General features: G+C 50.4%; 9 protein-coding genes and 3 pseudogenes. 7 read left to right on the top strand and 5 right to left on the bottom strand.

The features are described from left to right. Positions 1-7 precede the first annotated feature (7 nt). The gene (locus ACUTQ5_RS13085) at positions 8-979 is read right to left on the bottom strand and encodes an LLM class flavin-dependent oxidoreductase (RefSeq protein ID WP_445651599.1); all 972 of its coding nucleotides are present in this window, start codon (positions 977-979) and stop codon (positions 8-10) included. Between the two features lie 152 nt (positions 980-1131). Further along, a complete protein-coding gene (gene pbpG / locus ACUTQ5_RS13080) occupies positions 1132-1965 on the bottom strand; it encodes a D-alanyl-D-alanine endopeptidase (protein WP_445651598.1) in 834 nt (277 codons plus the stop codon). Positions 1966-2111: 146 nt separating this feature from the next. Between pbpG and ACUTQ5_RS13075 the strand changes: the two are divergent. Beyond that, positions 2112-2296 (top strand): annotated as a pseudogene (locus tag ACUTQ5_RS13075) (CorA family divalent cation transporter); the annotation flags it as partial. 6 nt (positions 2297-2302) lie between these two features. Here the strand turns inward: ACUTQ5_RS13075 and ACUTQ5_RS13070 are convergent. After that, a complete protein-coding gene (locus tag ACUTQ5_RS13070; protein WP_261109361.1) occupies positions 2303-2836 on the bottom strand; it encodes an SRPBCC family protein in 534 nt (177 codons plus the stop codon). 3 nt (positions 2837-2839) lie between these two features. Then, the gene (locus ACUTQ5_RS13065; protein ID WP_012145284.1) at positions 2840-3187 is read right to left on the bottom strand and encodes an ArsR/SmtB family transcription factor; all 348 of its coding nucleotides are present in this window, start codon (positions 3185-3187) and stop codon (positions 2840-2842) included. Between the two features lie 726 nt (positions 3188-3913). Between ACUTQ5_RS13065 and ACUTQ5_RS13060 the strand changes: the two genes are divergently transcribed. From ACUTQ5_RS13060 to ACUTQ5_RS13050, 3 genes and pseudogenes are all read left to right on the top strand, one after another. Next, a complete protein-coding gene (locus ACUTQ5_RS13060; protein WP_445651597.1) occupies positions 3914-7093 on the top strand; it encodes an autotransporter outer membrane beta-barrel domain-containing protein in 3180 nt (1059 codons plus the stop codon). A 114-nt stretch (positions 7094-7207) separates the two neighbouring features. After that, positions 7208-7318, top strand: a pseudogene (locus tag ACUTQ5_RS13055) (sugar phosphate isomerase/epimerase); the annotation flags it as partial. Then, positions 7319-7438: pseudogene (locus ACUTQ5_RS13050) on the top strand (alpha/beta hydrolase fold domain-containing protein); the annotation flags it as partial. A 40-nt stretch (positions 7439-7478) separates the two neighbouring features. Here the strand turns inward: ACUTQ5_RS13050 and ACUTQ5_RS13045 are convergent. Further along, positions 7479-8912, bottom strand: coding sequence for an NAD-dependent succinate-semialdehyde dehydrogenase (locus ACUTQ5_RS13045; RefSeq protein WP_445651596.1), 1434 nt, complete (start codon positions 8910-8912; stop codon positions 7479-7481). Between the two features lie 213 nt (positions 8913-9125). Here ACUTQ5_RS13045 and ACUTQ5_RS13040 point away from each other — a divergent pair, with 213 nt between their 5' ends. The 3 genes from ACUTQ5_RS13040 to ACUTQ5_RS13030 all read left to right on the top strand — a co-directional run bounded on the left by ACUTQ5_RS13040 (position 9126) and on the right by ACUTQ5_RS13030 (position 12579). After that, entirely contained in the window at positions 9126-9953 is an 828-nt protein-coding gene (locus ACUTQ5_RS13040; protein ID WP_445651686.1) for an AraC family ligand binding domain-containing protein, read from the top strand. A 376-nt stretch (positions 9954-10329) separates the two neighbouring features. Next, positions 10330-11436: an ABC transporter substrate-binding protein gene (locus ACUTQ5_RS13035; protein WP_445651595.1), complete on the top strand. Its 1107-nt coding sequence runs from the start codon at positions 10330-10332 to the stop codon at positions 11434-11436. Between the two features lie 177 nt (positions 11437-11613). Continuing rightward, entirely contained in the window at positions 11614-12579 is a 966-nt protein-coding gene (locus ACUTQ5_RS13030; protein WP_445651594.1) for a DMT family transporter, read from the top strand. The last annotated feature ends 18 nt before the right edge of the window (positions 12580-12597 follow it).

The following is a 12597-nucleotide window of genomic DNA, read 5'->3' as shown; positions in this document are numbered from 1 at the left end:
GGCAGGCTCAGGCCTGCGCCAACAGTTGCAAAGAGGTCAAACGGGCGACAGGTTCGCTGATCGGCGTGTCTATCACAAACTCTTCCACGCCATATTGCTGCTGCAATTGATCCAACTGACTCCGTACCTGCCGGGCAGTGCCGAGCAGGATGTGGCTTTCGCGCGGCTCAATACGGTAATCGGTAGCTCCGGCCTGCTGAACATAACTCTCTGCCTGCTCAAGGCTGCCGACCGTCACGCTTTGTCCGCCGGTCACATGCACCCGGTATTGCTGGAACCCGGCGGCCAACGCCTGAGCCTGCTCGGGGGCGTTGGCAACGATCACCGCGACGGCCAGCAGGGCTTTGCGTCCACCGCTTTGTTCGGCGTAATGAGCCAGCGCGCTCTGAATATCGGCCGGGTTACCATTGAGCTGCGCGGCAAAGACAAAGGCCCAGCCGTGTTCTGCAGCCAGTTGAGCACTTTCTTTGCTGGCGCCCAGCAGGAAGCGTTGTGCGGGCTGCGACGGTTGCGGTGTGGCACTCAGGCCGGGTTGCGCGTCATCATTGAGGTAGGCGTTGAGCTGGGCAAGCTGCTGCGGAAAGTCCGGTTTATTCTGCTGATCGTGGGCGGCTTGCAACGCCTGGGTAGAGAGCGGTAGGCCGCCGGGGGCTTTACCCACCCCCAAATCGACCCGCCCCGGTGCCAGAGTCGCCAGCAGATTGAAGTTTTCTGCCACTTTATAGGCGCTGTAATGTTGCAGCATGACCCCGCCGGACCCAATGCGGATGCGGGACGTTTGCCCGAGTAAATAAGCGATCAGCACTTCGGGGGAAGGGCAAGCGAGCTGCGCGGTATTGTGATGCTCGGCCAGCCAAAAACGACGGTAGCCCCAGATTTCCGCCTGCTGCGCCAAATGCAGCGTGCGCGTCAGCGCCTGGGCGGCGCTCTCTCCTTCGGCAATCGGACTTTTTTCCAACACGCTCAGGGCATAAGCCATTTTCCTGCTCCTTTATCATCATTTATTGATGACAAATACCATGCCCGGTCCCACAGGCTTAATATTGATTGGAGATAGGATATTCCATTGATAAAAAAAGGATTTAGATATGCACAGAACGGTAAAGAGGCACGTGATTAACGCGGCCCAAATCAGGATTCAAGCCAGGCTTTCAGGCGAATGGCGTCTTTATAGTGGCCGTAGCGTTGCTTCGAACCGAGCAGGATGATCACCACCGGTTGCCCTTTAATCAGGGTACGCATCACCAGACAGTGCCCGGCTTCGTCGGTGAAACCGGTCTTTTGTAACTGGACTTTCCAGGCGGGATTGTTGATCAGTCCATTGGAGCTACGGTAGACCAATTGACCCCGGCCAGGACGCACGATTTGCTGTTTGTCGGTACTGAAACGGCGAATGGTCTGATAACGGTAGGCGTGATTAACCATTTTCAGCAGGTCATTGGCACTGGCGACATTGCGCGGTGTCAGCCCGGTCGGATCGTAGAAGCGAGCGTGTTTCATGCCAATGGTGCGCGCTTTCTGATTCATTTTCGCCACGAAGGCTTTACGACCACCAGGATAGTTGCGGCTCAGTGCCGAAGCGGCGCGATTTTCCGACGACATCAGCGCGATATGCAACATGTCACGGCGGCTGAGAGTAGAGCCGATCGTCAGGCGTGAGTGGGTTTTCTTCAACAAATCACGGTCGGCGGCGGTGACCATCATCCTGTTGCCCAGCGGGCGCTTACTGTCCAGCGTGACCATGGCAGTCATCAATTTGGTTAGTGAGGCAATGGGCTGCACCCGATTGGCTTGTTTCTGATACAGGGTTTTCCCGGTTCGTTGATTGACCACCAATACCGATTTCGAGTATAGCGCCAGCGGCGCAGCGGCTTGTGCCGCGGGCAGAATGAACAGCAGAGTGAGAACCAAAATGGCGCCTAAGCGGCGTGCGGGAAAACGGATGAGGGAATTAAATAAAGACATGGCAGACGTGACTATGATCCTGAAAGGTGAATGAATATCAGCAAGAGTCTGCACGGCAAATGTGGAGAAAATAGGGGGGGGTTGTAACGGGATGATAATCCGGCAGAGGCCAGGGTTGACGAAATTCGTCACGGTTCCCATACCACACGCTGTACGTCCTGACGGTGATCACCGTATTGGCATTGCCGATCAATATCGCTGCCGGTTTCTTCGGTATGAATGTGGGCGGGATCCCGCTGGCCAGCAATCACCACGGTTTTATCCTGTTGGTGTTGCTGGTCGGTGGTTTACGCTGGTGACCGGCTATCTGGCATTCAGACGCCGGGATGAAGGGCGATCAGAGTCTGGCCCGGTACTCCTCTTCCAGCCTGGCGTGGGTACTCCAGAAGGGTTGAGGTTGCCGGTCATGCAGACGGTCGACCAGAATATCCAGATGGGTATGCCAGCCGCCGGCCACGCTGAGCATTTCGTCACGGTTGGCCAGGCGACGATGGGTCACCGTCAACAGCACCGCGTTCCCCTGTTCGGTCAACTCGAAGGTCACTTCGGAAGGACGGTTTTGCCCCTGTTCCGCCCAGGTAAAGCTCAGCAGCCGCGGCGGGAACAGGCAGGTGATATGGCCGACGTTGCTGACGCTGCAACCGAGGTTTTTATATTTGGCCGGCGCGGGTTCATGCTCACCGGTCAGGTCGGAATTGCGGAACACCAGCTCAACCTGGGCACCGTTTTCCAGCTTCATATCGCCAGCGGCCAGCCAGGTGGCGCGTTTGTCGGATTCCGTCAGATAAGCCCAGACCCGTTCGATCGGGCCGGGCAGCAGCCGCTGAATGCGCAGCGTGCCGGTTTCAATAATCATGCCGTAGTCGTTCATAGTTCACTCCTTGGGAGGATTCGGTTCGGGCTGCAGCAGCGCTATTTCCAGCGCGTCCAGCCGCTCTGTCCAGAAATGCTCGTATGTTTTCAGCCATTGCATGGCCTGTGCCATTGGTTCGGGTTCAAGCCGGCAGATATGGTTTCTTCCCTGCACGGTACGCTGCACCAGCCCAGCAAGCTCCAGTGCCTTGATATGCTTGGATGCGCCGGCAAACGACATCTGCAGCGGCGCGGCCAGTTCACCAATGCTGTGCTCACCGCCGGCCAACGCACGCAGTATGGCGCGCCGCGTTGGGTCGGAAAGTGCACGAAAAATGGCGTCCAGCTGTGAGGAAGATAATTTAACCATATGGTTGAATATAGAACAGGTGGGCTAATATTCAACCAGTTTGTTGAATATTTTTTTCCAGGCCCCGGGTGAACCAGCGGGGCAACGGGGTCACGCACGGGTCTCAACCAGTCAGCAATCTCTCGATATTCAGATCAGGGTGCTCAAAGATGCGGGCGTGAAAGCCAATCGTATTTTTACCCACAAGGCATCGGGCGGTTCAACCGATCGGGAAGGTCGGGGGGCATCAGAATATCCCGGCAGCTTAACAGTGCCCACTCAACTGTTTATAAAATATAGAAGGTGATGATACGTAATAGAGATATTTATTCAGAGCACCTTTTGCAAAATACTACTCTCCTCGAATAAACTATTTAACTAAAACTTTTGTAGTGTGATAATGAAGGGGGGGGTATTAATGGTTGGCATCATTATTTTAAAGATAAGGTGAATATTTTAGTTGTTATGAATTCCATTTTATTTAACCCTCTCCCCGGCAGGGAAGCATTAATACAAACCAATCAATTGTTAGCAATGTTAAAGTTAAGTTGGTTTTTTATTGTAATAGTTAATAAGGTGTTGGTTGGATTTTTTATTTAAAATACCATCGTGCATTAATAAACAAATTACTTAAATCATATAAAAACCTTAAATTACATGTGGTTACTTTATTTGATAAAAGTAACTATTTTTTTAATGGCAAATAGTGTGTTAAAGTTTGTTTTATTTAAAGGGATGTGACTATTGATGAAGAACACACCGAAATTAATGATACCATTATTCTTTCTGAGTTGCTCAGTGGAATCAGCCCCATTATATTTTAACTCTACAGAAGTAGTTGAGACTGGCACTTGGGACTGGAAAAGCAAAGGATATATCATAGGTGGAGGAGATGGTAATTATGGTAATCTTACATTAAAAGGTTCATCTGGTTATAATCACTCATTCAATGTTGGTGTTGATGGCGGAAATGGTTTTTTAACTATATCTGAATCCACTAAAAACTTGGAAAAAAACACCTATTTTTCAACAGGGACTGTATCAAATGGTAATAATTCAGTTAGTAATACAAAAGGAACGATTAATATTATAGGCTCAGAAACTGGGCCTATAACTACACTTGACCTAAGTGTAGGGAGTAGTGGCCTTATGGACTGGAATACACAGCGCAATAGTCAGGTGACAGGTTCGCTAAACATTTTAGACGGTGCAGTTCTAAATGTTGGTGAGTCTGAAAATTTCTCAAACAATAGAGCTTATATAGGGTTTGGAAATACCAGTAATACGGGAGTGATTAACGTTTCGGGTTCTGGAAGTGAACTTAATTTAATAAATAACGCTCCGTATCTTGGGGATTCTGCAGAGAATGGTTCATTATACCTTGGATTTATTGGTTCAGGCATCCTTAATATAACCGAAGGCGGTATGCTGTCGGCAGGAAGAATAAGTGCTTCAACTACACTTGTTCAGGATGATTCAGTTTCTGCACTGAAGCCTCCTTCAGCTGAAATCAATGTTTCCGGTGCGAACAGTCAACTCATCGTCCGGAGCCAGATGTCACTTGCAGCAGATGCCCTTGATACCCTCCAGGCGATTGACGTTCATTATTCCCAAAAAGGTGCCGGCTCAGCCGTTCTCAATGTAGATAACTACGCTGACGTAATATTTGAGGGCAAGGCTAACACCGATCTGGATGGTTTCGAAAATCCCGTCTCAGGCCTTTTTATGGCCAGTGGTGTAGAAACATCTGCAACTGTTAATCTTAATCAAAATGGTTACATGACGATTGCAAACAGTAACTTGTCGCCTGAAGAAGATGCTATCGTTGCAGGTGATGGCACATATGCTTTTAATTTGAACGGCGGCACCCTTCGTGTTAATGATTGTAAATATTGCGATAACCGATTATCCACAAAAATTAATATGAACGTTCTCTCTGAATCTGTTCTTGAAGCCGGTGACGCGAAAGAGATGTATCTTAACGGCTCATTATCGGGTAAAGGGGGGATAGTAAAATCAGGCGAAGGTCTGGTGGCGTTATCCGGAATGAATAGCTATTCGGGTGGAACCCGGATTGAAAGTGGGGAACTACGTTCAGATGGTGAAGGCGCATTCGTTAATAATACCTCCTATACAGTGAATGCAGGGAAGCTGAATCTCAATAATCATAATTTAATTATGTCACTGCTTTCTGGTAAAGGAGGGGTTGTCGATGTAACAGAAGCTAGCCTTATTATCGATCAGAATGTCGATAGCCTTTATGTTGGTTCATTTGCAGGAACCGGTCAGTCTGAAAAAAAAGGAACATCAACATTATATCTTAGCGGTGACAGCAAAAATTACAATGGAGATTTCTCTGTCACCGGAGGAGGTGTAGACTCATCAGTAGCCCTGGGGGGAAATATCTTTGTTCGTAATGGAGGTATATTATCTGCTGAGGGGTATCTTGGGAATACTGATGTTAAAGAGGGCGGTGTATTAAGAGTGGGTAGTTATTATTCTGAAAAATTCAATCCATCTCGGCTTGTTATCGATAATAAAATTATAAATGACGGGAGCATTATCCTGGGCAAGAGCGGGAATATATCAAAAGAACACGTCGGTAACGAACTTATTGTATCTGGTGATTATAAGGGTAATCAGGGACATATCTATTTCAATACTGTACTGGGTGATGATTCCTCACCGACTGATAGGATGAAAATCGGTGGTGATACATACGGGACAACTTATGTGCATGTGAATAACGTTGGTGGGTCAGGGGATTATACAACTCGGGGAATCGAACTTATAAGTGTTGGCGGTCAGTCCAAAGGAGTTTTCTTGCAGAAAGACCGTATTGTCGGGGGGGCCTATGAGTATTTCTTAAGTCGGGGCAAAGATGCTGACTACAGTAACTGGTATCTTGTAAATACCAAACCAGAGCCGAAGCCTAATCCAGAGCCTAACCCTCCAATAATTCGCCCGGAAGGAAGCGAGTATGCAGCAAATCTTCTGGCCGTAAATACGTTATTTGTTCACAGATTACATGATCGACTGGGCGAAACTCATTATGTTGACGCGCTGACCGGTGAACAGAAAGTAACCAGTATGTGGTTACGAAATATCGGTGGACACACCCGGTTTAAGGACAGTACTGGTCAGTTGAAAACTCAGGCAAATCGATATGTTATGCAATTGGGAGGGGACGTTGCCCAGTGGAGCAGTAATGCTAACAATCGCTTTCATTTTGGTGTTATGGGTGGATACGCTAATCAACAAAGCAATACCCGTAGTAGTTACAGTGGTTACAGGGCTGATGGGAGCGTCAGCGGTTATAGTGTTGGCATGTACGGGACCTGGCTTCAGGATAACCAAGAAAAAACGGGGGGGTATGTTGATTCCTGGATGCTCTATAACTGGTTTAACAATTCTGTGAGTGGCGAGAAACTAGCGTCAGAAAGTTATAAATCAAAAGGGATAACTGCATCTGTTGAAGCAGGTTATACCTGGAAGACCGGTGAGAAAAATACTCGAGAAAGTTATTACGTTCAACCTGTGGCACAACTGACATGGATGGGAGTAAAAGCTGATGACCACCATGAATCTAACGGAACTTTGGTGAGTGGTAAAGGGAACGGAAATATTCAATCCCGACTAGGTGTAAGAGCCTTCATTAAAGGACATAGCGTTATTGATGAAGGTAAAAACAGAGTATTCGAACCCTTTGTGGAAATTAACTGGCTGCATAATACAAAAACTTTTAGTACGCAAATGGATGGTGTCGAGGTTAAACTGGCCGGGACCCGAAATATTGGTGAGATTAAAACGGGTGTTGAAGGGCAGCTCAGTCCAAATGTTAATCTGTGGGGTAATATTGCCCAGCAGCTCGGCGATAAGGGGTACAGCGACACACAAGCTATCATAGGTATAAAGTATATTTATTGATATGCGAAAAAGAGCCTGTCAGTAATTCTGTATAACTGCCAATATATTAAAGGTGATCGCTCAGGCGGTCACCGAACTCGATAATAAAACGGCTCATTGCTAACCTCCAGTTTTGAGCGCATTGGGGCATATCCGCGCTGCCAGCTCCTGTTCGATCCGAGCCACTTCGTGCTGCAGCAACTGAACTCTCTGGATTACATCGATATTTACAAGGACTTCATCCGCACGTTACGACAGTTGCCACCGGCGACCATTCTGAGTTGTGAGTACGATCCGTTGCGCGATGAGGCCGAGCATTATGCCCTGCGTCTGCGGGAGGATGGGGGCACGGTGCGCTGTGAGCGGAAAGAGACAGAACCCTCTCCCAAAGGAGAGGGACTGTTAATTAGCGCCCGGCAACGGTGACAAAGCGGGTTTCCAGATAGGACTCGATGGCTTCGCTGCCGCCTTCGGTACCGTGGCCAGAGTCTTTAACCCCGCCAAACGGCGTTTCCGGCAGGCCGAAACCGATATGGTTGATGCTGAGCATGCCGCTTTCCACATCCCGGCCCAACGCCGTCACCGTAGCGATACTCCGGCTGTAGGCATAGGCCGCCAGACCGTAAGGAAGGCGATTGGCTTCGGCAATGGCTTCCTCATAGCTGGCGAACGGGCGCAGCAGGGCGATCGGGCCAAAGGGTTCTTCAGACATCGCTCGCGCACTCAGTGGCACGTCGCGCAATACCGTCGGTTCGAAGAAGTTGCCGGGGCCGGCCACGCGCTTGCCACCGGTGGTGGCTTTGGCGCCTTCGGCGATGGCATCCTTCACGAAGGCCTCAATGGCGTCCACGCTGCGTTGCAGCACCATCGGCCCCATAGTCACACCGTCCTGCAACCCATTGCCCATTTTGATTTCACGCACCGCAGCGGTGAACTTCTCGACAAAGGCCTCATAAACGCCTTGCTGGATCAGGAAGCGGGTTGGGGCGATGCACACCTGGCCAGCATTACGGAACTTGGCCTGCGCCAGTTCTTTCGCAGCCGTATCAAGATCGGCATCGTCAAAAATCAGCACCGGTGCATGACCGCCCAGCTCCATGGTGGCTTTTTTCATATGCTGCCCGGCCAGTGCCGCCAAATGCTTGCCCACGCGGGTTGAACCGGTGAACGAGATTTTGCGAATGGTCGGATGCGGGATCAGGTACTCGGAGATTTCAGCCGGGGTACCGTACACCAGTGCGATCACACCGGCAGGAATGCCCGCGTCGGCAAAGGCTCTGATCAGTTCCGCCGGCGAAGCCGGGGTTTCTTCCGGGCCTTTAATGATGATGGAACAACCTGCGGCCAATGCGGCAGAGAGTTTGCGGACGATCTGGTTGATCGGGAAGTTCCATGGGGTAAACGCGGCAACCGGCCCCACCGGCAGCTTCAGGGTTTGCTGCTGAACGTCCTGGCTGCGGGACGGGATTATCTGGCCGTAGGTGCGGCTGGCTTCTCCGGCAAACCAGTCAATCACGTCCGCCGAGTTAAGAATTTCCACCTTGGCCTGCGCCACAGGTTTGCCTTGTTCCTGGCTCATGATTGCGGCAATTTTATCTGCACGCTCACGAAACAGTGCCGCGGCTTTACGCATCAGATTGGCCCGCTGGTAAGCGGAAGTTTCGCGCCAGACTTTAAAACCGCGTTCGGTTGCGGCCAGCGCCAGATCGAGGTCGGCTGTGGTGGCGTGTGCCACGCTGCCAATCACCTCATCGGTAGCGGGGTTGGTGACCTGCGTGGTTTTACCGGCGACTGCGTTGCGCCATTGTCCGTCGATATAGAGTTGAGTATCTGGATACATTGTTGCCTCTTACTTTCAGGGGGTTAAAGACTGGTTTCCCACTCTGCGGCAGGATAATCAAGGCGTCGATGCTGACTGGCAGGCATTGAACATCGGATAAAACACCCTACGCGTAATGAACCGCAGCGTCCAGCGCACCGCGTGCGCCACTACTCAAACTATGCCGCTTTGACTATCATACAGCCATCAATGGCATTGAAGCAGGGCGGTACGGTGCAGGGTGTTCCAGAGCAGTTTCCCTTTGAAAAGGACAGTGCGCAGTTCCGGCAGTTATCGCAGGTGCCGGGCGTGGAGCTTTATCACGCCCATATAGAACGCTATGCCTTTGAACCCCATAGCCATAATGCTTTTGCTATAGGTACCGTCGATTTTGGTGCCGAGCGTTTCCGCTATCGTGGCGCGCAGCACCGGGCGGCACCAGGTTCGCTGGTGTTGATGAACCCGGACGAACTGCATACCGGTGAAGCCGAAACCCCTGGTGGCTGGAACTACCGCATGCTTTATCTGGAACCGGATACGCTGGAGTTGCTGTCGGGTGAACAGGGATTCTGGTTCACCGATGCGGTGCGCCAGGACGTGCAGGCGGCACAACAATTGTCCGCCACGCTGGTCGCACTATGGCAGGCCAACGATCCGCTGACCATTGATCATTTGCTGGCGCAGGTGGTAGACATCATCCGCCCGCATATCCAAGTGGCGCGCCCATTAAAGGCAGAAGCGGCGCACCGTTTTGATATCGTCAAAAGTTACCTGCAGGATAACTTCTCTGCCGTAATTACTCTGGATCAGTTGGCGGCACTGGTTTCCCTCAGCCCTTATCATTTTTTGCGTAAGTTCAAAGCCCAATATCATGTTTCCCCTCAGCAAATGCTGATGGCGATCCGCCTGTCGCAGGCCAAGCAGATGCTGGCGCGCGGTATGCCTGCGGCACAGGTGGCGGCGGCGGCGGGGTTAACCGATCAGGCGCATTTGACCCGTGCTTTTGCTAGTCGTTACGGTGTCACGCCAGTGCGTTATCAAAAACAGGTCAGGAATCCTTGAAAAGATGGGCCAGCGGAAGCACCACCTGAAGGGTGCCAAACAACCTGCAATAATTTAAGGCCAATTAGTGGCCTTATATTGTTTCCGCCTTTACTGTCAAAGTTGACCTAAGTATGTGACTGCTGATTGTTCTCTCTCCAGGATGTATTTGTCGTTAACGTTATAATTCTTTTTTATGCTGCATTAGCAAAATTATCTGGCAACTCATGCAGGAGTGTTTGCTATGCACAGAATTTTAACTTTAGCCGTGGATAGTCTCTGAAATTTTAGTTGATATAAATCTTAATGGAAATTATTATCATTTGCGTTTTTGCATTCAGAATAATGAAATGAAAAATGATTAAGAACACTCCCAACTCCTGAGGATCTCCATTTTATGGGCGCTCGAAATTTTAGAACCTTTATGATGCTCGCCATTTTTTTAATCATGCCTGGTATCACCAGCGCGGCCACGACCACATTAACCGATGTTCTGGGGCGGCAGGTTACGCTTGATACCCCCGTCAAAAGGGCGGTTTTGGGGTTTTACTTTGAGGACTACATGGCCGTGGGTGGGGAGGCGGCATACGAGCGTGTCATCGGCATTTCTCGTGAAGCCTGGCGGGGAAAGGTGCCCGCAAATTGGAATATGTATGTTAAACACCAGCCATCACTGGCTCGTATCGCTGACATTGGCGAGGTAGATCTCCATAATATCTCTCTTGAGAATATAATATCATTGAAACCGGACGTCATTATTTTGGCTGAATGGCAATACGTTGCTTTGAAACATGAGGTCTCACGCCTGGAGGAATTAAAAATCCCAGTGGTCGTGGTAGATTACAACGCACAAACTGTCGAAAGGCATGTCAGCTCTACAAAAATATTCGGCATACTCACGGGGCAAGAAAAACGTGCTCAGGAATTATCAGAATTTTACGCTAATAACATTGCTGACGTGCAGCGTAGAGTTAATGCATCAGGATTAAAGAAACCCAAGGTTTATATTGAGTTTGGGAATAAAGGGCCTGGCGATTATTCGTTCACCTACGGTAAGAATATGTGGGGGGCGATGCTGAAGCTTGCCGGAGCAGACAATATTGCCGAACCCTTTTTTGAGTGGTGGGGTGTGATTAACCCAGAACAGCTTCTGTTTGCCAAGCCTGATGCTATTTTTATCTCCGGCAGAGAAAACAATCAGGTTTCGTCAGCGCTATCAATGGGGGTGGGAGTTGATAAAAATACGGCTGTTCAACAGCTTATAGGTTTTTCCACTCGTAATGGCTGGAGTTCATTGCCGGCGATAAAAAACAAGCAATTATTCGGTGTTTACCAGGGCGCATCAAGAACGCTTTCCGACTTCGCCATGATTCAGTTTATTGCCAAATCACTTTATCCAGAACAGTTTAAAGATGTTGACCCGGTCGAGAATTACCTGGATTACTACGGAAAATATTTACCGGTAAAACCGGAGGGGACATTTGCTGTTGCCGCATGGGAATAAAGTCATCCGCCCATGATGAGATGAGACCTGCAAATATTCAGTTCGATTTGCGAAGTGTTTACCAGACCGACTAAAACAGCAATTTGCTACAATATTCCTCTGCACGAGCAGGTTAGGCTGGCGCCAGATTTAATTCATGGGGCCAGCCTGCTGCGCCTGGTCGTTGATGGAGTCACTATGTTTATTGGCGTGTTATTTGCCCTGTCTGCAGGGTTGATGTGGGGATTGATTTTTGTCGGTCCGGTTATGATCCCTGAATATCCGGCGGCGTTGCAGTCTACCGGGCGTTATTTGGCCTTTGGGTTGATCGCTTTGCCGCTGGCGTGGTTTGATCGTCAGCGTCTAAAAAAGTTACAACGTAACGATTGGTTGGAAGCGTTGAAACTGACGGCGATCGGTAACCTGTTGTATTACCTGTGCCTTGCCAGCGCCATTCAGCGCACCGGGGCGCCCATGTCCACCATGATTATCGGGACGCTGCCGGTGGTGATCTCGGTGACCGCCAACCTGTTTTACAGCCGGCACGACGGGCGACTTTCGTGGCGTAAACTGACACCGGCGCTGGTATTGATCGCCTGCGGGTTGGCGTTGGTTAACCTTGCCGAGTTGCGGGGTAATACGGCACCGATGGATGTCTGGCGTTATATCAGTGGGTTTGGGCTGGCATTGCTGGCGGTGGCTTGCTGGACCTGGTTCCCGCTGCGCAATGCCCGCTGGCTGCGAAACAACCCGAGCCAAAGGCCTGCCACCTGGGCGACCGCGCAAGGGCTGGTCACCTTACCGCTGGCGTTGGTGGGCTATCTATTGGTTTGCGGGCAATTGGCTTTAACCCAGCCGACGTTTGCGCTGCCGTTTGGGCCAAAGCCGGAAGTGTTTGTTCCCTTGATGATCACCATTGGCATACTGTGCTCGTGGATTGGTGCCCTGTGCTGGAATGAGGCGAGTCAACGCTTGCCGACGGTATTGGTGGGGCCGCTGATCGTCTTCGAAATACTGGCCGGACTGGCTTACACCTTTATGTTGCGTCAGGCCTGGCCACCGCTGTTGACGCTGGGCGGTATCAGTTGCCTGATTATCGGCGTGATTTATGCGATGCGGATTAAGCCGCAGCCAGTGGTGGTGGCTCTGGCCACCAAAGAGTGAAGCCTGCCGCTGGCAGCG

Source organism: Serratia sp. NA_112.1 (genome assembly GCF_052691715.1).
The sequence above is the reverse complement of the archived record's forward strand: the minus strand, read 5'-3'. Positions and strand labels throughout refer to the sequence as shown.